Here is a 21,402-nt window from a genome sequence, read left to right on the forward strand (position 1 = left end):
TTCTTCTTAAAATGAAAGTAGCCGTGCCAAAAGCACGACTATTTTTTGATTAAAGACTATTGAGAGTACCTTCTGGTAAAACTGAAACAACACTTGCGCGTTGAACTTTCACTTCTACACCACGACTTAACTCAACAACTGCAAAATCACCTTCAATTTTAGTGATTTTCCCCATTAAACCACCAGCAAAAACAACTTCACTACCAACACCTAGGCTTTCAATTAAAGAGCGATGTTCTTTTGCGCGTTTTGATTGAGGACGCCAGATTAAAAAGTAGAAAATTGCAACAAAAACAGCAATCATTAATACGTTAGCCATTAGGCCAGGTTGTTGTGCTGTTTCACCAGCTGCATGAGCAGTAGCAATAAAAAGGCTCATTTGATCTTCCTAAATAAAAATTAGTAATTAACTATATGATTCATAAATTGGTTGAATAGCAATTTACATGGTCTTTAAGCTCAGCGCAAATGCTGAACGATATTATTGTGGGCATGGAGGGACTTCTAAGCCACGACGTTTATAAAAGTCTTCCACAAATGCATCGAAAGTTCCGTTATCTAATGCATTTCGAATATCTTCAGTAAAGCGTTGGTAATAACGAAGATTGTGAATAGTGCCTAACATTGAACCTAGCATTTCACCGCATTTTTCTAAATGGAATAAATAGGCACGTGTAAAGTTTTGACAGGTATAACAATCACAATGTGGATCAAGAGGGCTTTGATCATGACGATATTTTGCATTACGAATACGAACTAAACCATCCGTAACAAAATAATGACCATTACGGGCATTACGAGATGGCATTACGCAGTCAAACATATCTACGCCACGACGAATACCTTCAACAATATCTTCAGGTTTACCAACGCCCATTAAATAGCGTGGTTTATCTTCAGGCATTTTTGCAGGAAGGTAATCTAAGACTTTGATCATTTCTTCTTTAGGTTCACCTACAGATAAACCACCGATGGCATAACCATCAAAGCCAATTTCGAGTAATCCATTTAAAGATTCATCACGTAAATCTTCATACATACCACCTTGGATAATCCCAAATAGTGCATTGGTATTTTTTAATTCATCATGATGTTGAGTCTTACAACGTTTTGCCCAACGCAAAGAAAGCTGCAATGATTTTTGTGCTTCTTCATGTGTTGCAGGATACGGTGTACATTCATCAAAAATCATCACAATGTCTGAATTCAATGTATGTTGAATATCCATTGAAATTTCAGGAGAAAGGAATACTTTTGAACCGTCAATAGGAGAACGGAAGGTAACACCTTCTTCTTTAATTTTACGCATTGCACCAAGGCTGAAAACTTGGAAGCCGCCTGAGTCAGTTAAAATAGGCTTATTCCATTTCATAAATTCATGGAGGCCACCATGTTCTTTAATGACTTCTAAACCTGGGCGTAAGTAAAGATGAAATGTGTTGCCTAAAATAATTTGGGCTTTAATTTCTTCAATATCGCGTGGAAGCATACCTTTTACAGTACCGTATGTTCCAACTGGCATAAATACAGGTGTTTCAACTACACCATGTGCAAGGGTTAAACGACCACGTCGAGCACGACCCGACTGACCTAGTTTTTCAAACTTCATAAAAAATCCGAAATCGAGGCGAAAAAACAGTTCGCTGATTGTTAATGCTAAAAGTTCTCTATTTTCCTTGATTATGGCTTTAAAGGCTAGCTTTAAACTGTTTTAAAGCTGTAATTCTTAAAATAAATAATGAATAAAATATGAAAGATAAGACATGTTTTTTCATTGAATAATGCTACAAAATGCAGAGGTTAATGTAATTTGTAGCAGATCAAAATTAGTTATTATTCAGATGAAGATGATTTTCTAAAACGTGTAAAAAAGTAGCCAACAATTATTAGAATCAGAATATACATTCCAAATTTATTCCAAAAATTGCGTTGCATTTTATCTTCTTGAAATTCTGGTTTAGACTTTAAATATTCTGTGACAACTTCTGGCAATTCATAATAGGTATCTTTTTCACTTGGATTAATTCCGACAAGTGAGCAATCCCAAATTCTAAAATCTGCCCATAATATGCCAAAGTGACTACATTTATACCCAACTTGAAAGTTTTTAAAATCTTCATCTTGTTCTATAATTTCTTGAGGAAATGCTGCTACAGGAAACATTTCATCTCCTGTATTGATAATAAAAAATCCTTTTGCTTGAGCTGTGTTATGCAATAAAAAAGTAATGCATAAAATAAAAAATATCTTATTAATCATTTGGATAATCCTGTTTTTATTAATTTTTAATATAGCGAATATGGTTATATCTATCTGGGTATTATATATACAAATTTGAAGTAATAAATAGGGCTTATTATTTAATAATTTGAAATATTTTTTTTAATTAAATTATAATATTAAGCCTAAAGGATCAGAATTTATTCTTTAGGCTTAAAGGCTTTTACATCATTATTTTGCTTGATTATCTATTAGCATTGCATCTCCATAACTAAAGAAACGATATTTTTCAGTCACTGCATGATTGTAGGCATTTAAAATATTGTCACGATTCGATAAAGCAGAAACAAGCATCAAAAGTGTTGATTCTGGTAAGTGGAAGTTGGTAATTAAACGATCAACCACTTTAAATTCATAACCAGGATAAATAAAGATTTGTGTATCACCAGTCCAGCCTTTAAGTTCACCACCATTGGCTTGAGCAGCACTTTCAGTGGCACGTGTTGCAGTCGTACCTACAGCAATGACTCTATTCCCACGTGCTTTAGTTTCTTTAATGAGTTGCATTGAGGCATCTGAAACATCACACCATTCGCTATGCATAATATGATTTTCAATATCATTTGTACGAACAGGAAGGAAGGTGCCAGCACCAACATGTAATGTAACAAAGGTTTTATTAATACCTTTTTCTTCTAATTTTTTAAGTAAGACTTCATCAAAATGTAGACTTGCTGTAGGAGCTGCAACACTAGCTAATTTCGTAGGATCATTGAATACGGTCTGATAACGTTCAGTGTCAATATCTTCAGCTTCACGATTAAAATATGGTGGAATAGGGAGGCTACCATATTGATCAAGTACATCTAAAATAGGCTGTGAAAACTCAACAATAAATAAATTTTCGTGACGTCCTTGAACAGTAACTTTTACTTGATCTTCACCAATAAAAAGTTCAGCACCAGGTTTTGGTGAATTGCTCGCTTTAATATGACAATGAGCAATAAACTTATCTTGCATTCGTTCTACGAGTACTTCAACAGCACCACCCGTTGCTCTTTTTCCTTTAAGGCGAGCTTTCATTACTTTTGTATCATTGAGAACAAGTAAGTCACCTGGTGAAAGTAAATCTAAAATATCAGTGAACTGATGGTCATGATATGTACCATTTGCATCTAAATGCAAAAGTCTAGATGCACTACGAGTTTTTAAAGGATAGCGAGCAATAAGCTCATCAGGAAGATCAAAATTAAAATCTGAAAGTTGCATGATAACGCGCGTAAATAACTGAGATTTGGAAATACCACGTAGTATATGCCTTTTTAAACAAAGTAGATGGATTTGTTTATTGTTAAGGCAAAAAAAAATAAAATGATTTAAAAATAGACAAATGTGGGGAGCTAGGATTGACAACAGCTCTAAACAGTTTAATATACGCCTCAACACCTTCCCGAGGTGGTGAAATTGGTAGACGCGGCGGACTCAAAATCCGCTGTCAGAGATGACGTGTCGGTTCGAGTCCGACCCTCGGGACCAAGATTAAAAAAAACCCAAGCATATTAAGTCTTGGGTTTTTTTATGCCTAAAATTCAGAATAAAAATCTTATAAAAGATAAATGAATATTCTCTCATATAAAAAGTTGTTTTTATTATTCCTATTCTTTTTGTATATTTTTGTATATAAATTCAATGAATTTATATTTTTACTAAAAGTATAGAATAGTTTTGTAAATCATGTGATTTTTAAAAGATGAAATACAACTTAAAGTGATGCTTAAAATCTGAAAGCTTTACATGCTTGTGTTTCTGTGTGGTTATGTTGATTTTGTTGGCGTGATTGATTTGATTTATAGTGATTAAATTAGATGATTGTATTTGATTTATATTTTAAATATTTAGGAAAAACAAAAAAATATTTTTAATAAAAGTTAAACAATAGGTCAATATACTTTCATTGTTAGTGTTGAGTCATGTGTTTTTTTTTGTTAAATTTTAATGTAATTTTACAATGTAAACACCCTGTATATTCTGCATTAAAAAACGAGGGCGTTATGAAATTAGAATTACTTGAAATTGGCGCAGAAACAGAGCAATTAGGGGTATGCGAGCGTTCGTTATTATTGGGGGTGCATTCTCAAGATAATCGTATTGCAGACTTTCTAAAATTTGCGTGTGAAATTCTGGGGGCAGATAAAGGATTTTGGGTCTTTGAAAGTGAGCCATATGGGTGGCATTTTTCAGAAGATGCGTGTCATGCTTTTACAACACATTCTCAAAAAGGCTTTAGTGATTTTTTTCTAGATCAACAATATATTGATATTTCTCATCCAAACTATCAAACAACATCTGTTTTTTTAAGAACATTAGGCATAGAACATCAGCGTTTTATCGCTATTGATTTGAAAAATGAAGGTGAAACAGTTGGATATGCTGTTTTTTTTGATGATAAAAGTGAACCTTATGTTCATCGGAAATTGAATGCCATCATTGGATTTGTTCAAAGCTTATTAAGTATTTTGAGTTTACAAAAAGAAAATGCATTACTCAAAGAAATCTATGAGCAAGAATCTGCTTTAAACTTTAGTAAAACAAAATTTTTTCAAGTGATTGCACATGATTTAAGAGCACCATTTCATGGTTTATTAGGGTTTTCAGAAGTTCTAGCACGAGAGCGAGAAGAGTTAGATGATGGACATATAGAAGAAATTGCAAATTATCTTTTTGATACAGCTCAGTCAACTTATAATCTATTAGAAAGCTTGTTAAATTGGGCAATGGCTGAGGGTGGGCGTTTTGTTTGTCATCCAATCAATTTTGATTTAGCACAAACTGGTCAGATTGTCGTGAATGTATTAGGCGGATTTGCAGTTAAGAAAAATATTAAATTAATTAATGATATTCAAGAAAATACAAAAGTTTATGCAGATATTAATATGATTACATCTGTCATTCAAAATTTGGTATCAAATGCTTTGAAGTTTACTCCAATTGATGGTTCTGGAAAGGTTATTTTACGAACTGAGCAGGATGATGAACAAGTCTATGTTTATATTCATGATACAGGTCTTGGAATGTCACAGTTACAAATTTCTACCCTCTTTGAACCTAAAATAACTTTCAGTGTTCATGGTACAAGTGGGGAAAAGGGGGCTGGTCTTGGGTTAGTTTTATGCAAGAGGTTTGTTGATTTAAATTTGGGTTCAATTTCAGTTATATCTAAGGAAGGTGAAGGAACTATCTTTAAAGTTGGCTTACCTAAGGAAAAAAGTCTACATAAAAGTAGTTGAGTGGATTTAAAGATTCAAGGTCGCAGTAATATTTTTTTCCACAAGTTTAAATTGAGCTGTTATAACTAGGGAAATAATCAAAATGTCATGCTTTAGGCGTTGAAAATGAATTTAGACCATTTGCATAAAACTTTAGTTGCTAGTCAATATGCTGAACAAGTACTAGAAAAGCATAAATCTTTATTAGAGCAAGATTACCAACGAGACCAATTTTTTAGCTCATTAAGTAAAACAGATTTAAAAGAAATAATTACATCTGAAGTGGCTCATATTACAGATGAAATGCAATGGATGAGTGCTATTCGAATTCTAAGAGCACGTCTCATGTTTCGCTGGATTTGGCAGGATTCGAATCAATTGACGAATGTGATTCAGTTGACGCAAGAATTATCTGACTTTGCAGATTTAGCTGTAAGCGCAGCAAAAGAGTTTGCTTATCGACCATTGGTTGCTAAATATGGTGAGCCTATTGGTTATGGTGGGAAAGTACAGGATTTAATTGTGATTGCTATGGGGAAGCATGGTGCACAAGAACTTAATTTATCAAGTGATATAGATTTAATATTTGCCTTTGATGAACAAGGTGAAACCAATGGTCGTAAGTGTATTGATGTTCAACAATTTTGTATTTTTTGGGGACAAAAATTAATTTACTTATTGGATCATATTACAGCAGATGGTTTTGTTTTTCGTGTAGATATGCGTTTACGTCCTTGGGGAGATGGATCAGCTCTAGCAATTAGTCATGGTGCTTTAGAAAAGTATTTAAGTCAGCATGGTCGTGAGTGGGAGCGTTATGCTTGGATCAAAGCTCGTATTGTGACGGGTGGAAAAGAAGGGCAAGAATTATTACAAATGACACGTCCATTTGTATTTAGAAAATATGTCGATTACACCGCTTTTGAAGCTATGCGTGAAATGAAAGCGATGATTGAGAGAGAGGTTCTACGCCGTAATATTGAAGATGATATTAAGTTAGGCGCAGGTGGTATTCGCGAAGTTGAATTTATTGTTCAAGTGTTTCAGCTTATTTATGGTGGTTCAAAGTTAGAGTTACAAGATCGTAAATGTTTGGTGAGCTTGCATCATTTGGGTGAAGCTGAATTATTAGACCAAAAAGCAGTGATTGAATTAGAAGATGCTTATTTATTTTTACGACGTATTGAACATGCTATTCAGGCTTTAAATGATCAACAGACTCAGTCTTTACCTACTGAGCCAGATTTACGTCAAAGAATGATTGATACATTAGGGTATTCTTCATGGGAAGCATTTTTAGATGTTTTAAATGATAAAAGAGCAAAAGTAACTTATCAATTTGAGCATTTAATTAAGGAAAAGGAAGCAGATCCTTTAATCGAAAGTTTTTCTCAATTAGAAAAACAATTAAATGAAATTTTAGATGAAAATGCAAAAAACTTAGTCTATGAATTTTGGCATGGACATGCATTAAAAAAATTACCTGCCAAAGCCGTTCAGCGGTTAAAAATGTTTTGGCCACATTTAATTGAAGCAATTTTACAATCAGATAAACCGCAAACAGCTTTAGTTCGCTTAATGCCTTTGGTTGAGTCGGTAATGCGAAGAACTGTTTATTTGGTTATGCTGATTGAAAGCAAAGGTGCATTACAACGATTAGTCAAAATGGCAACAGTAAGTCCTTGGATTTGTGAGGAACTTACTCATTATCCAGTGCTGCTTGATGAATTCTTGTCGATGGATTTTGAATTACCTAAACGACAAGATTTGGAAGATTCATTACGTCAACAATTATTACGTATTGAAATTGATCAGGTAGAAGATCAGTTACGTGTACTCCGTTTATTTAAAAAATCGAATGTACTGACGGTTGCTGCAAGTGATGTTTTAGCAGAAAGCCCGTTAATGAAAGTTTCTGATGCGTTGACGGATATTGCTGAAGTTTCAGTTCAGGCAGCATTACATTTAGCTTATGAAATGACTGCAAAAAAACATGGCTTTCCATTAGATGCAGATGGTCTAAGATGCTCTTTAGATCATACGGCTTTTACTGTTATTGGTTATGGGAAAGTGGGGGGGATTGAACTAGGATACGGTTCAGATTTAGATCTCGTGTTTATTCATTATATGGATGAGCAAGCCGATACAGATGGTCAAAAGCAAATTAGTGGATTTGAATTTGCAATGCGTGTTGCTCAAAAATTTATGTCTTTAATGACGACACAAACTTTAGATGGTCGTGTCTATGAAATTGACACACGTTTAAGACCATCAGGTGAAGCTGGATTATTGGTAACGAGTCTAAAAGCATTTGAACAATATCAATTAAAAAGTGCATGGATGTGGGAGCATCAAGCATTAGTTCGAGCAAGACCAATTGCTGGTGAGCAAAGTTTACGCCAGAAATTTGAAGAATTACGCTGTAGTATTTTGACTTTAACAAGAGATGAAAAATTTGTTCGAGAAGAAGTCTTAAAAATGCGTCAAAAAATGAAAGATCACCTCGGTTCATCGAAAGAACAGAAAAAAGAGGGAATTTTTCATTTAAAACAGGATGCAGGTGGTATCGTTGATATCGAATTTATGGCACAGTATGCAGTATTGGCATGGAGTGGGTCGAATCCTGATCTCGCCCATTACTCCGACAACGTACGAATCCTTGAGGATGCCGCAAAAGCAAATTGCTTATCAAGCAGCGACGCGACAGCATTGATTCAAGCTTATCTTAGTGAACGAGCCGAGAGCCACCGTTTAGCCCTTGCAAATCAATCCATGCAAGTGACTGCTTCGGACTGGCACGATACCCGAGAGGTCGTTTGCAAGTTATGGCAAAGATTAATAGATCCAAGTGCAATGTTTGCCTTGGATAGAAATGACTGTGTATAAAAAATTGGAGTTTAGGTCATGAATTTGGCTGATCGTGATGGTTTTATTTGGCAAGATGGACAATTAGTTGATTGGCGTGAGGCTAAAACTCACGTATTAACACATACTTTACACTATAGTATGGGTGTGTTTGAGGGTGTCCGTGCTTACGAAACTCCGAATGGAACGGCGATTTTCCGTTTAAAAGAACATACAAAACGTTTATTAAATTCTGCAAAAATTTATCAAATGAAAGTTCCATTTGATCATGCAGCATTAGAACAAGCGCAAATCGATGTTGTACGTGAAAATAAATTAGCATCTTGCTATTTACGTCCAATTATTTTCATTGGTTCAGAAAAATTAGGTATTGCGGCTACTGACAATACTATTCATGCAGTTGTTGCTGCATGGAGCTGGGGTGCTTACCTTGGTGAAGAGGCAATGGCAAAGGGTATTCGTGTTAAAACCTCTTCATTTACACACCATCATCCAAATGTGACGATGTGTAAAGCGAAAGCATCTGGTAACTACACTTTATCTATTCTTGCACACCAAGAAGTTGCGCATGCAGGTTATGATGAAGCAATGTTATTAGACCCACAAGGTTATGTGTGCCAAGGTTCGGGCGAAAACGTATTCTTAGTACGTGATGGTGTAATTCATACTCCAGATATCGCTGGTGGTGCGCTTGATGGTATTACACGTCAAACGATTATCACAATTGCCAAAGATCTTGGTTATGAAGTGGTTGAACGCCGTATTACTCGTGATGAATTCTACATTGCAGATGAAGCATTCTTTACAGGTACTGCTGCGGAAGTAACACCAATTCGTGAATATGATGATCGTCAAATTGGTGAAGGTGTTCGTGGTCCAATCACGACAGCAATTCAAAAAGCTTATTTTGATGCTGTTCAGGGTAAAGATCCGAAATATGCTCACTGGTTAACTTATGTAAAATAAGTTTTTCCTAAGAAAAAAGCATTGCTTCTCGCAATGCTTTTTTTATGGGCTTTAATGAGTAAACTAATTTTTTATAACTATAAGTCTTTCTCGTCAATTACTTTGATGTCATATGCTTTATATTCTTTACCTACCCATTGCATATGATGTGGATCATCATTACGTTTGTAGCCATTGCGCTCAAGTTCATCAGCAATAATACGCCAAGTTTCAAAGCTTACGTGTTTATCTTCACCTTCCAAATTAACTTCTTTATCTTTGACAAAATAGGTGAGATAGCCATGTAAAGACTTTTCATTTATTGAAATTTTAGGATAAATTTCTCTAAATATAGTCGATGTCGCTTTGTGATCTTTATGGTCACCAGGGTTACGATCATAACTTTCATCCATAATATAAAATGAAGAACTGATTGCACCTTGATTTTCATGTTCAATTAATTCTAACAATGAATTTTGGATATCTTGTTTTGTATAAGCTTGATGATGAGCTAAATCATAAATTTTTTCGCTTGTCTGATTAAGTAAATCATCTAAAGATGTTGTTTTATCGGCATCTGTTAAACGAAAGTTATATAAAACAATGGAAGAACCTAAAGTAATTTTAGTAATTTTTCTTTGATTGATGCTAATTTCACTTTCAATTGCTGGATCTCGATTATTATTCCAATATGAAATAGAAAGTGTATGTGCTTGTTCTCGTGCTTTCCACCATGTGATTTCTCGGAAAATCTTTTTACGATTTTTTCTATTTGCATCTCCAGCAGAAAGAACAATGAAGATTTTTTTTGTATTGGGTTGTTCTAAAATTTGATGTCGAGCTTCGCGACCCATAAATAATTCAATATCATCTGGATGGGCAACAATAAAAAATGAACTTTTAAAATTTGTTAATGGTGTCGGTTCAATATGATTTTGTTTTTGAATAGATTGAGAAGATGATGTTCGATATCCTAATGTAAAAATATAACGGAAAAAGAACAGGAAAAAGTTTTTCATTTGATGATATCCAAATCTGCCAATGGCAATCATATGATGAATGATGAGTTATCTTATAGAAAAATATATTTAAAAAATAGGCTGAATAAAATAACTATATTTACAAGAATTTTCTTTTTTTTAAAGAATAGGATTAAAAGTCTTTAAATTTAATTTATTAATTGTATTTATAGGCGTTGTTGCTTGTGAATGGCATGACGAATTATAGGTTATTGTGTATTATAGAAAAAAGAAATTAAAGGTCGAGTCATTATGAATAACGAAAGTATTCAGCCAGATTCTATGAGCGATGAATCACAAAATATAGTCCTATGTATGAAATGGGGGACAAAATACGGGGCTGAGTATGTTAATCGACTTTATAATATGGTCAAACGCCATACGACTGTAGATTTTACAATGGTGTGTTTAACAGATCGTACAGAAGGAATTAATCCTGCTGTTAAATGTTTTCCTATTCCACCATTAGCATTGCCGGAAGGTAGCCCTGAGCGTGGTTGGAATAAGTTATCTACATTTGAACCAGACTTATATGGTTTAAAAGGAAATGCATTATTTCTAGATTTAGATGTTGTTATTGTTGATAATATTGATAGCTTTTTTACGCATCCAGGTGATTTCCTCATTATTCATGATTGGAAGCGACCATGGCGTATTACTGGAAATAGTTCAGTTTATCGCTTTAAATTAGGTGAATTCCCGGGGCTTATGCCATATTTTCGTGATCATTTTGATGAGATCCGTGAAAAATTCCGTAATGAGCAAGCATATTTATCTTGGTATGTAGATCAAGAGAAAAAATTACAATATTGGCCAGATAGTTGGTGTAAAAGCTATAAATATCATTGCCTACAGAAAATTCCACTGGCTTATTTCAAGCCGCCTGTAAAACCTAAAGATGTCAAAATTATTATCTTCCATGGAGAGATTAATCCACCTGATGCAATTAATGGTGGCGGAGGAAAATGGTATCGCTATGTATTGCCTTCAGAATGGATTAAGGATGCTTGGCAATAAAGTTTAGAGATACATTACATGAAAGATTTAAATAAAACCATTGATGTTGTCATCACATGGGTAGATGGTAGTGACCAAAATTTGCAGAAAAAGCGTCAACAATATTTAACTGATGATGCTGCTTCAGATGCAACAAGCTCAACGCGATTTGCAAGTAATGATGAAATTTATTTTGCAATTGCTTCTGTTTTAAAATATATGCCACAAAGTGGAAAAGTTTATTTAGTTACGGATCAACAGGAACCAGAATTTCTATCTAGGTTTGTTGAAGAAAATATTTGTTCAGCAGATAAAATTCAGGTGATTGATCATCAGGTTTTATTTAAAGGATATGATGAATATTTACCAACATTTAATTCCTTAACGATTGAGGCACTATTGTGGAATATTCCAAATCTTTCTTCTGAATTTATATATCTAAACGATGATGTTTTTTTTAATGGGATTGTTAAATCATCTGATTGTTTTGAGAATGATCAGGTGATGGTGTATGGGCATTGGGAAAAAACAGCTTTAATTAAAGCAAAGTATAAATTCCGTAAATGGATGAATACAATTAGTCATAAAAAGTTACAACCACGATTTACCATTGCACAGATGCTAAGTGCAGATTTAGTTGGTTTAAATCAATATTATGCACTCGATCATCGCCCTCATTTTGTAAAAACAGATTTACTAAAAATATACTTTCAGAATAATTTAGATGTTCTAAAGTCACAGCTTAGTCATAAATTTAGACATATCGATCAGTTTTTACCAACTGCTCTAGCGAATCATTTAGCAATTCAACAAAATAAGGCAATTTTGAAACCAGATATTCATATTGCATATATTAAACCGAATGGTGATGTGGGTGTATTTGTACAAGAATTACAGGATGAAACGATAAAATATGGCTGTATTCAAAGCTTAGATTTAATGACAGAACAAGATCAAAATATTGTACGTCAAGCAATGATAAAAAAATTTAATGATTATTTACCAAAAGCAATTCAATTTGGAGCAGCATAATGAAAGTAGAAGCATATCTAATTAATCTTGATGGAAGTCATGCGCGATTAGAAACAGCAACGAAACAATTAGCTGCGCAGAATTTTCAATTTGAACGTTTCGCTGCTTATGATGGACGTGGTAAGCCACTATCTGACTTTAAAGAATATAACGATGTGAAAGCAAATGACGTTATGGGACGAAGTTTAATTAGTTCAGAATTAGGTTGTTACAAAAGTCATTTAGGTTGTGTAGAAAAATTTCTAAAGACAGATGCAGATTATTTAGTTGTCTTAGAAGATGATATTGAAATCATTGATGAACAATTTAAAACAACAATCGATGGAATGTTGAATTGGTTATACCAACATCCAGAGATTGATTGGTATGCAATGAATCTAGGAGCAAAAAAAAATAAGCTTTCTAAATCAATTTTTAATTATGCCGGACGCGATCTTGTAAAGGCATATTATTATCCAATTCGTTTTATTGGCATGATTTGGTCAAAGCAAGGTGCACAAGCATTTTATGACTATGCTGCACATGAAATGTATATGCCTGTCGATAATTTGGCACAGTCTTGGCTTGCAAAAAATGGTAAAGGTTTATCGATTTGGCCACCATTAGTAAGACCAAATGGTTCTGATAGCGATATTGATGGTGCGAATGCAACACAAAGTATCCGTCGGAATGATAAATCAGGACGAAAGATTGGGTATGGCTTGAAAAAGCAAACACGCATGTGGCGTGATCGTTTTTATGCATTTAAGAACCTTGTTAAAGATAAATAACTTTTCTTTGATATATAGAGCTGAAAACACGTGAAAATTTTACTGATTAATTTAGATTCTTCAAAAGATCGACTAGAAGAACAAAAAAAGCAATTTAAACGTCTTGGTTTGAAATTTAATCGGTTTTCAGCAACAACGATTCAAGATTTTACTGAATCAGAATATTTAGATTTAGCATTTAATGGTCAAAGACTAATGAAGCAGTCAGAGCTAGCATGCTTTTTAAGTCATCAACGTGCTTGGAAGTATGTGATTGAACAAAATGAGCCTTGTGTAATTTTAGAAGATGATGCGGTTTTAGTTTCTGATTTTTCAATACTTTTACAGCAAATAGAAAGTATAAAAATACCTGTAGATTTTATTAATTTAGAGGCTCATGGTCGTAGAAAAATAATATCAAAACAGCCTTCTTATTCGCTAAAAGATTATAGATTATTTGAATTATATTTAGATCGTAGCGGTACGGGTGGGTATATTTTATATCCTCAAGGTGCTCAAAAGTTATTATCTTTTATGAATCAGCGTGCAATAGGCTTAGCAGATGAATTTATCTATAGTTGTCATTTGTTAAATGCCTATCAAATTGAACCTGCAGTATTATTACAAAGTGATAAATGTCCAGTATATAATGTTCAAACGGATATAAATATGGGATCTGTGATTGGACAGGTAAAGAATGTAGTCAATTTTGAACTCACCTTGTCACAAAAAATTAATTTTAAATATAATCGAATTATGACTCAACTTCGGTTAGGTATTTATTATTTAAAAGTCCTATTTAAAGGGGTGAAGAGAGAGATTTTTGTCGATTCATCAAGATTTAATCAATAATTGAAGACTGTTGGGAATTCTGTAAATTAATATGCAAAGTATGGTTATTAGCTTAGAAACGGCAATAGAACGCAGAGCTCATATTCAAGGTGAATTTGAAAAGCAGAACATTAATTACACATTTTTTAGTGCATTAACTCCTAAATTAGCTCAGCCATTAGCTGAAAAAATGAACTTAAATATTCAGTCAGAACGTTTAACTTCAGGTGAATTAGCTTGTTTTATGAGTCATGTTGCACTATGGCAAAAAATGGTTGATGAAAATATTCCATATATGGCTATTTTTGAAGATGATGTATTTTTAGGTGAAGATGCCGCAGCTATTTTAAATAGTGATGAGTGGATTCATTCAGGATGGAATATTATTAAAATAGAAGCATTTTCACCCAAAGTGATGATGGATAGCCCAATAAAAATACCAAATACAATCAGGGAAGTACAGTTATTGAAGGACAAACATTTAGGGACGGCAGGCTATATTTTGTCTTTACAAGGTGCACAAGCTTACCTAGATTATATTAAACGTCGACCTCTAATTCCTTTAGATGAACTAATGTTTGATGTTTTTGTCAAAGAGAGATTATTAGACATATATCAAATGTCACCAGGTTTATGTATACAGGAAATGATTTTGTATCCCGAGAAAGCATCAGTTTTGCCAAGTAATTTGCTTCTTGAACGCAAGCAAAGGATGAAAAAATTCAAGAAGAAAGGCTGGGAAAAAGTTAGAGTGGAAATACAACGAATCCTTACTCAAATTCAGTACGCATTTTCAAGTAAGGAAATAAAGTTCAAGTAAAAGCTTTATTTCTTTTATTTTATAAATTTTGAAAGTTTTTTTGCTAAATAATGCCCAAATAGACCGAATTTTAAAAAGTAAACTAAAAAGCGCTCATTATTATTTTTAATAATTTTTGGGGGGATTTTTAAGTTATCAATTCTAGCTGAAAATTTCCCCCAATTTTCTTTTTTTAAATCCTGTTTATATTTTTTTGTTTCATTAATATAAATATTAAAAAAATGAATTAATGGAATACCAAAAATAATATTTTTTGAATAGAGGATAATAAGTTTTTCAATTATTTTTTCAGAGCTAAGTAATAATTTTTCTTTTGTTTTAAAATCTTTAGTTCGAGTTGCACTTGAGTTTATTATCCTATAATTATAAAGGCAATCTGAAATCATATATATATATTTTGAATTATTTATTATTTCAGCAATAATATAGGCATCTTCAAAATGTGAAATTTTTTCAGGAAATAAAATATTATTAAATAGCTCTCTTTTGAAAATTCTAATCCAAGAAAACCAGCTGTTTTCATTAAAAATTAAACCTTTTAATTCATTGTTGAGTGTATGTAGACCATTTAAGTTGTGTGTATTTAATATGTAGTTTTTTGAAGGGGAGTTTTCAAAAATGCAGTAAGCATTAATTTGAATTAAATCAGGGTTTTTGTAGATGGCATGAAATATTTTTTTAATATACTCTGGGGATATAAAATCATCAGAATCAATGAATGTAATATAATCACCTTTTGATATTTTTATTCCTTTGTTTCTCGTATGACTTACACCACTATTTTTTTTATTTATAAGTGTAAAGTTATTAATCTCTTCGGGGGTTAATGTTTTGAAAAAAATATCCAATATTTCAAGTGATTTATCTGTTGAACCATCATTAATTAAAATAACTTCAATATTCTGATTAATTTGATTTTTAATACTGTTTAGACAGTCCATTAAGTAATTTTCAGCATTGTATATAGGAATGATAATGCTTAAATTAATCATTGGATTTTACCTTGTTTGAAATTAGTATTATAAATTTTAATAAACATATTATATAATCTTTATGTTTATAAGAAGAATATATTATATATTGTGGGTAAGTCAATGAGTATTCATATAATAAGTCTGATAGATGAAGTGGATAGAAGAAAACATATTGAGGAGCAGTTTTGTGGGCAAAATATTCAATTTAATTTTTTTAATGCCATAGATCCATTGCAAATAGTTAATGTACAAGATCAACTGAACTTATCTATTTCACAAAATGATTTAACAAAAGGTGAAATTGGTTGTTTATTAAGTCATGTTTCTTTATGGGTAAAACTTTTAGAATCTAATGAAAGTTATTTTACAATTTTTGAAGATGATGTCTATTTGTCTTCATCTGCTCATTTATTTTTGAAAAGCTATAATTGGATTGACCAAGGTATTGATTTGATTAAAGTTGAGCTTTTTGATGATGATGTAATGATTAAGTTTTTTTCTAAAATTAAACTAAAAAATAATTTTCATTTACAGATTTTGAAAAACCGACATCTTGGAACTGCAGGTTATATTATTTCTAGAGAAGGAGCAAAAAAATTAATTATCTATATAAAAAGTTTAAAAAAAATGCTTCCTATAGAAAATTTTATGTTTGAATGTTTTATTAAAAGTAATGATGTTTATCAAATTTTTCCAGCACTATGTGTGCAAGATTTTATTTATAATAAAGAGTCTATAGTTTTTAATAGTTATTTACAAAAAGAACGTATTAAGAGACAGGGGGGAGATATTTCGATATTGAAAAAAATATAAATTTAAAATATAAAATAAAAAGAGAGATAGTGAGGTTGTTTTTTCAAATTTATAATTTGCATTATGAAATTTGGAAAAGAAAGTTAAAATTTAATTAATTTTGATTTTATATAATATCGAATAATATGAATTAAACTTTTAAAACTAAGTATATATGCTGTTTTTCTTAAAAAAACTTTTTTGTTGACTGTTTCTTTGTTTAATATTAAATCTGTGTAGTAATTCTGATGAATATAATCTTTTACATTTAATGTTTTAGATTTATCTATCCATGATCCAATAAAATGATGGGAGGCATAATTTATAGGTAAATCTAAACAAAAGTAATGTGATGCATAAATATGAATTGAATTTTTAGCATCTTGACCAATTTGATTGTTATTATCAAGCGTATTTATATTATAGTCCATTGCTAGAATTTTAGTAATTGTAATTGTATTTGGTTCATGATTTATATTAAATGAATTATTATTGTAATAGTTAAGCATTTTGGCTGTTAGAGAGTGTTCTTTAATGCTTCCCCATACAGCAGAAGTAAAAGCAATCCCCTTTGTCTCAAAGCAACTAAATGCTTCACAATTTAAAAATGGATTTAAACTATGCTTTAGCTCTATATCTGTATCCAAATATACACCGCCAAATTTATATAGAACCCATGTTCGTACATAATCAGATACAAAAGCATATTTTTGTTTTGAATAAGCACTTGCCGCAAATGGATGTTCTGAAATATTAAAATTATTTTCATTTCATAATTTAATTTCCCAATCAGGGCATATTTCTTTCCATTGTTTTATAAAATCTTTTTGTTGCTGTGGTAATTCATTATTCCCAAACCAGCAGTAATGTATTATTTTAGGTATCATTTGAAGATATTCTCTTTTTATAATCAATTTTAAATTAATTATAATATAAGAATTAATCTTTTTGTTTTCTAAATCGTTTATAACCCCATAAATATTGTTCTGGAGCAACATTAATCATCTGTTCAATATCTTGATTTAATACATTTACAGAGACTTGTAAATCTTTGGAGAGTATTTCGTTTGAAATTTTACAAAAATGGAGCTCAAATCCGTTTAAATCGGGGTTACGTAAGCAATACATTCCAATTACAGAGCATTGTGTTTTTGCAGCAAGTTTTGAAAGTAATGTTGGTGAAAGAACATTTTTTCCATAAAAAGATGCATAGATTCCTCCTGATTCTTTAGGAACATGATCAGGAAGAATTGCAGAGAAACCACCATGCTTTAAATGCTTAAATAGTGCTCTGACACCGCTATCATCAGTTGGAACTAATGTTGCATTTAGGCGTTGTCTAGATTCGAGCATGAATCTATCTAAATCTTTATCTTTACTCGGTTTATACATGATTACTGGGGCTGTGTATTGATTAACCCAAGCATTCATAAGCTCCCAATTTCCATAGTGAGGAACTGCTGCTAGTGTTCCATTTGGATTTTTGAGAGCATCAAAAAATATTTCAGCATGATGAACTTGTTTGATTTGTTCTAATGAAAACTGTGTTGGTGAACCCCATACTTTGATCGATTCAGCATACGTCATGCATTGATGTTGTAAGTTTACTTTTAATAGTGCTTCATGCTGATCAGTATTAAGATTTGGATAGGCAATTTTTAGGTTTGCTGATGTTGTTTTTTTGGCAGAGGAATTACTTTTATATAAGAACCCCCCAACCAGTTTTGCAAAAGACTGAATAAATGCTAATGGTAACTTAGAAAAAAACTTAAAAAAATAGTACATAGAATTCATTCAAATAGATTGCGTTATTCTTTATCAGAATTACCTTTGAGGACCATATAAATGAGTCCAACAAAAATAATAAATGCACCAGCTAAACTGCTTACACAGAAAATTACAATACGATTATAAGTTGTTAAATTGAATAGTTCGTTATTTAAAATATAACGCATGAAAATCCATTGCACGATTGCAAACACAATTAAAACGATTGCACGACGACGAACTTCAGGACGCATAGCCATAAAAAGACTCACAGCAAAGTCAAAAATAAGATAGATATTATGCCATTGCTCGACTACATGCACAATCCAATAAAAAAGCCCTACGTTTAGCAGGGCTTTTTTAATATAAATCTAAAGATTATTCTTGAGATTCAGCTTTTGGTTTTTCACGTAAGCGAATACCTAGGTCACGCAATTGATTTGCTTCAACTGGTGCCGGTGCTTGAGTTAATGGACATTCAGCAGTCTTCGTTTTCGGGAATGCAATCACATCACGAATAGAAGAAGCACCAGTCATCAACATAACAAGACGGTCAAGACCGAATGCTAAACCACCGTGAGGAGGCGCACCGAATTTTAATGCATTTAACAAGAAGCTAAATTTCTCTTCAGCTTCTTCTTCAGAAATACCAAGCGCTTCAAAAATTGCTTTTTGCATTTCAAGATTGAAAATACGAAGAGAACCACCACCAATTTCAGTACCGTTCAATACCATATCGTAAGCTACAGACAATGCTGCACCTGGATTGTTCTTCACTTCTTCGACGCTTGATTTTGGAAGCGTGAATGGGTGGTGAACAGAAGTCCATTTACCATCATCAGTTTCTTCGAACATTGGGAAATCAACAACCCAAAGTGGAGCCCACTCGCAAGTTGAAAGATTCATATCATGACCGATTTTCACACGAAGTGCGCCCATCGCATCATTTACGATTTTAGCTTTATCAGCACCGAAGAATACGATATCGCCATTTTCAGCACCAACACGTTTTAATAGATCAAGTACGATTGGCTCGATGAATTTAACGATCGGAGATTGAAGACCTTCAATGCCTTTTTCAAGCTCATTTACTTTGATGTAAGCTAAGCCGCGTGCACCATAAATGCCAACGAATTTAGTGTATTCATCAATAGCACTACGAGGAAGAGCACCAGCACCAGGAACACGAAGAGCAACAATACGACCTTTAGGATCTTTTGCTGGACCTGCGAATACTTTGAACTCAACGTCTTGCATCATGTCTGCAACGTCAACAAGTTTCAAAGGAATACGTAAGTCTGGCTTATCCGATGCATAATCACGCATTGCATCAGCATAAGTCATACGTGGGAATTTTTCGAATTGAACGTTTAGAAGTTCTTTGAACATCTTAACAGTCAATGTTTCCATTAAATCCATGATGTCATCGTCACTCATGAACGATGTTTCAACGTCGATTTGTGTGAATTCAGGCTGACGGTCAGCACGTAAGTCTTCATCACGGAAACATTTAGCAATCTGGTAATAACGATCAATACCGCCAACCATCAACAATTGTTTGAATAATTGTGGAGATTGTGGAAGAGCGTAGAAGCTACCGTTAGATACACGACTTGGGACTAAATAGTCACGTGCACCTTCAGGAGTTGCACGAGTCAAAATAGGTGTTTCAACGTCTAAGAAACCATTTTCTTCGAAGTAGTTACGAATAAGGTTTGTTAATTTAGAACGGAAACGTAGACGGTCTAACATTTCTGGACGACGGATGTCTAAGAAACGATATTTTAAGCGTACTTCTTCAGAAATATTTGTATTTTCGTCATTCAATGGGAATGGCGGAGTTTCAGAAGTAGCAAGAACTTCGATTTCTTTACCAAGAACTTCGATTTGACCACTTGTAATATTCGCGTTTTCAGTACCTTCGTAACGACGACGCACACGACCTGTAATTTTTAATACGAATTCTGAACGTGATTTGTCAGCAGTTGCAAATGCTTCAGGAGTATCTGGATCGATAACAACTTGTACAAGACCATCACGGTCACGCATATCTAGGAAAATCACACCACCGTGGTCACGGCGACGGTGAATCCAACCGCATAGTGTTACTGTTTGATCAATTTGAGCTTCGGTTAAAGAACCGCAGTAATGAGTTCGCATCATAGCGTAAAAAATCCAACTATATGGGTTATGGAAGCGAATACGTAAACAGCGTACCGCCTTTAGTAAATATAGGATTATGCCTCTTTGAGAGTTTTGTCACAACAATTAGTTGTAAAATGATACGAACTGATGGTGTGATTGTGGTTAATTAGTCATTAAATTTACTCAAATTTTTATTTTTTATAAGGAAATATAACTTTTTAAAAATTATTCGATTACTATAAAGGTTAAGTATTAAGCAAAATATAGTGCTAGAAATAAGAAAACCGACAGTAAAAAGATTGAGTATACGTCCTAAATAGTAATAGGCATTTTGATTAAATATGTTCGGTGTTAAGTAAAAGATATAGCAAAAAGAATATAGAGATCCTGCAAGGGTTGAAAGAATAAAAATACAAAGAATGGCTTTTAAATATCCCAAAGATTCTATTTTAAGTTGCATATAATTTTTAAAATACTGGTACATAAAATAGAAGAGTACGGGCAATGCAATGAAAGAACTAAAAATTTGTAGTAAAAAATGTAAAGCATAGCTTTGATTAAAAATAATAAATTCTTGGGAAAGTATGGTGTGAAACAGTAAAGTACGATGATCTAAATGAGTTAGCCCATCCCAAATTAAATGAGTGATACATCCCAGTAATAGACCAATAATCAGCAGAAAAAAGCGAATAAGGTGATTCGATTGATTTGTCTTTGGATATTTTGAAATAAAAATATAACTGAGCGTTGGCTTATAAATGTAATACCACAGAAAGCAAAAAAGTAGCCCAATAAATAAATTTGGAACAATTACACTTGTCCATTGATGACTAACAAAACCAGATTGAGTGGTCAATAAGCGATATAAATCAGGTGTCATACTACCAATTGCGATTGAAGCAAAAGGAATTCGTTGTTTAAAAAATTTAGTGAGCGGAATTGCAACAATACAATGAGAAAGAGTAAACGCCATTTTTTGAT

At 32.8% G+C, this 21,402-nt stretch carries 20 protein-coding genes, 1 tRNA gene and 1 pseudogene; 10 read left to right on the forward strand and 12 right to left on the reverse strand.

Annotation, left to right across the window (positions count from 1 at the left end; all coding sequences use genetic code 11):
• Nucleotides 1–49: 49 nt before the first annotated feature.
• From yajC to queA, 4 genes are all read right to left on the reverse strand, one after another.
• Complete coding sequence (yajC, locus tag AOY20_RS06410; protein ID WP_054581093.1) at nucleotides 50–379, reverse strand: preprotein translocase subunit YajC; 330 nt, start codon at nucleotides 377–379, stop codon at nucleotides 50–52.
• Between the two features lie 102 nt (nucleotides 380–481).
• The gene (gene tgt, locus AOY20_RS06415; RefSeq protein ID WP_054581094.1) at nucleotides 482–1,609 is read right to left on the reverse strand and encodes a tRNA guanosine(34) transglycosylase Tgt; all 1,128 of its coding nucleotides are present in this window, start codon (nucleotides 1,607–1,609) and stop codon (nucleotides 482–484) included.
• Between the two features lie 224 nt (nucleotides 1,610–1,833).
• A complete protein-coding gene (locus AOY20_RS06420) occupies nucleotides 1,834–2,259 on the reverse strand; it encodes a hypothetical protein (protein ID WP_054581095.1) in 426 nt (141 codons plus the stop codon).
• A gap of 192 nt (nucleotides 2,260–2,451) precedes the next feature.
• Nucleotides 2,452–3,489 carry a tRNA preQ1(34) S-adenosylmethionine ribosyltransferase-isomerase QueA gene (queA, locus tag AOY20_RS06425; RefSeq protein ID WP_054581096.1) on the reverse strand — a complete coding sequence of 346 codons (1,038 nt, stop codon included), beginning with the start codon at nucleotides 3,487–3,489 and terminating at the stop codon, nucleotides 2,452–2,454.
• Nucleotides 3,490–3,669: 180 nt separating this feature from the next.
• On the opposite strand from queA, the gene AOY20_RS06430 reads away from it, so the two are divergent.
• The 4 genes from AOY20_RS06430 to AOY20_RS06445 all read left to right on the forward strand — a co-directional run bounded on the left by AOY20_RS06430 (nucleotide 3,670) and on the right by AOY20_RS06445 (nucleotide 9,317).
• A tRNA-Leu gene (locus AOY20_RS06430) sits at nucleotides 3,670–3,756 on the forward strand.
• 515 nt (nucleotides 3,757–4,271) lie between these two features.
• A complete protein-coding gene (locus AOY20_RS06435; protein ID WP_054582552.1) occupies nucleotides 4,272–5,507 on the forward strand; it encodes a sensor histidine kinase in 1,236 nt (411 codons plus the stop codon).
• Between the two features lie 105 nt (nucleotides 5,508–5,612).
• A complete protein-coding gene (glnE, locus tag AOY20_RS06440) occupies nucleotides 5,613–8,372 on the forward strand; it encodes a bifunctional [glutamate--ammonia ligase]-adenylyl-L-tyrosine phosphorylase/[glutamate--ammonia-ligase] adenylyltransferase (RefSeq protein WP_054581097.1) in 2,760 nt (919 codons plus the stop codon).
• A gap of 18 nt (nucleotides 8,373–8,390) precedes the next feature.
• Nucleotides 8,391–9,317 carry a branched-chain amino acid transaminase gene (locus AOY20_RS06445; RefSeq protein ID WP_054581098.1) on the forward strand — a complete coding sequence of 309 codons (927 nt, stop codon included), beginning with the start codon at nucleotides 8,391–8,393 and terminating at the stop codon, nucleotides 9,315–9,317.
• 77 nt (nucleotides 9,318–9,394) lie between these two features.
• On the opposite strand, the gene AOY20_RS06450 is transcribed toward AOY20_RS06445, so the two are convergent.
• Nucleotides 9,395–10,315: a PIG-L family deacetylase gene (locus tag AOY20_RS06450; protein WP_054581099.1), complete on the reverse strand. Its 921-nt coding sequence runs from the start codon at nucleotides 10,313–10,315 to the stop codon at nucleotides 9,395–9,397.
• Between the two features lie 252 nt (nucleotides 10,316–10,567).
• On the opposite strand from AOY20_RS06450, the gene AOY20_RS06455 reads away from it, so the two are divergent.
• From AOY20_RS06455 to AOY20_RS06475, 5 genes are read left to right on the forward strand one after another with little or no spacing between them, the layout of a single operon-like run.
• Nucleotides 10,568–11,332 (forward strand): hypothetical protein, encoded by a 765-nt coding sequence (locus tag AOY20_RS06455; RefSeq protein ID WP_054581100.1) that lies wholly within the window; start codon nucleotides 10,568–10,570, stop codon nucleotides 11,330–11,332.
• 18 nt (nucleotides 11,333–11,350) lie between these two features.
• Entirely contained in the window at nucleotides 11,351–12,343 is a 993-nt protein-coding gene (locus AOY20_RS06460) for a Stealth CR1 domain-containing protein (protein ID WP_054581101.1), read from the forward strand.
• Nucleotides 12,343–13,113: a glycosyltransferase family 25 protein gene (locus tag AOY20_RS06465; protein WP_054581102.1), complete on the forward strand. Its 771-nt coding sequence runs from the start codon at nucleotides 12,343–12,345 to the stop codon at nucleotides 13,111–13,113. The genes AOY20_RS06460 and AOY20_RS06465 overlap by 1 nt, the downstream gene beginning before the upstream one ends.
• A gap of 30 nt (nucleotides 13,114–13,143) precedes the next feature.
• Entirely contained in the window at nucleotides 13,144–13,944 is an 801-nt protein-coding gene (locus AOY20_RS06470) for a glycosyltransferase family 25 protein (RefSeq protein WP_054581103.1), read from the forward strand.
• 31 nt (nucleotides 13,945–13,975) lie between these two features.
• Entirely contained in the window at nucleotides 13,976–14,743 is a 768-nt protein-coding gene (locus tag AOY20_RS06475) for a glycosyltransferase family 25 protein (RefSeq protein ID WP_054581104.1), read from the forward strand.
• Between the two features lie 14 nt (nucleotides 14,744–14,757).
• On the opposite strand, the gene AOY20_RS06480 is transcribed toward AOY20_RS06475, so the two are convergent.
• On the reverse strand, nucleotides 14,758–15,735 hold the full coding sequence (locus tag AOY20_RS06480) for a glycosyltransferase family 2 protein (RefSeq protein WP_054581105.1): 978 nt from the start codon (nucleotides 15,733–15,735) through the stop codon (nucleotides 14,758–14,760).
• A 102-nt stretch (nucleotides 15,736–15,837) separates the two neighbouring features.
• Between AOY20_RS06480 and AOY20_RS06485 the strand changes: the two genes are divergently transcribed.
• Nucleotides 15,838–16,530 (forward strand): glycosyltransferase family 25 protein, encoded by a 693-nt coding sequence (locus tag AOY20_RS06485; RefSeq protein ID WP_081403365.1) that lies wholly within the window; start codon nucleotides 15,838–15,840, stop codon nucleotides 16,528–16,530.
• A gap of 83 nt (nucleotides 16,531–16,613) precedes the next feature.
• On the opposite strand, the gene AOY20_RS06490 is transcribed toward AOY20_RS06485, so the two are convergent.
• From AOY20_RS06490 to AOY20_RS06510, 6 genes and pseudogenes are all read right to left on the reverse strand, one after another.
• The gene (locus tag AOY20_RS06490; RefSeq protein WP_417855820.1) at nucleotides 16,614–17,156 is read right to left on the reverse strand and encodes a glycosyl transferase; all 543 of its coding nucleotides are present in this window, start codon (nucleotides 17,154–17,156) and stop codon (nucleotides 16,614–16,616) included.
• 9 nt (nucleotides 17,157–17,165) lie between these two features.
• Nucleotides 17,166–17,261, reverse strand: a pseudogene (locus AOY20_RS15130) (glycosyltransferase family 32 protein); the annotation flags it as partial.
• 187 nt (nucleotides 17,262–17,448) lie between these two features.
• Entirely contained in the window at nucleotides 17,449–18,294 is an 846-nt protein-coding gene (locus AOY20_RS06495; protein ID WP_054581107.1) for a lysophospholipid acyltransferase family protein, read from the reverse strand.
• 23 nt (nucleotides 18,295–18,317) lie between these two features.
• Nucleotides 18,318–18,536, reverse strand: coding sequence for a hypothetical protein (locus tag AOY20_RS06500; RefSeq protein WP_054581108.1), 219 nt, complete (start codon nucleotides 18,534–18,536; stop codon nucleotides 18,318–18,320).
• 118 nt (nucleotides 18,537–18,654) lie between these two features.
• Nucleotides 18,655–20,439 carry an aspartate--tRNA ligase gene (gene aspS, locus AOY20_RS06505; protein WP_054581109.1) on the reverse strand — a complete coding sequence of 595 codons (1,785 nt, stop codon included), beginning with the start codon at nucleotides 20,437–20,439 and terminating at the stop codon, nucleotides 18,655–18,657.
• A 148-nt stretch (nucleotides 20,440–20,587) separates the two neighbouring features.
• Nucleotides 20,588–21,394 (reverse strand): DUF4184 family protein, encoded by an 807-nt coding sequence (locus AOY20_RS06510; protein WP_054581110.1) that lies wholly within the window; start codon nucleotides 21,392–21,394, stop codon nucleotides 20,588–20,590.
• Between the last annotated feature and the right edge of the window lie 8 nt (nucleotides 21,395–21,402).

The sequence above is a fragment of the Acinetobacter equi genome (assembly GCF_001307195.1).
In the GTDB taxonomy this organism is placed as follows: domain Bacteria; phylum Pseudomonadota; class Gammaproteobacteria; order Pseudomonadales; family Moraxellaceae; genus Acinetobacter; species Acinetobacter equi.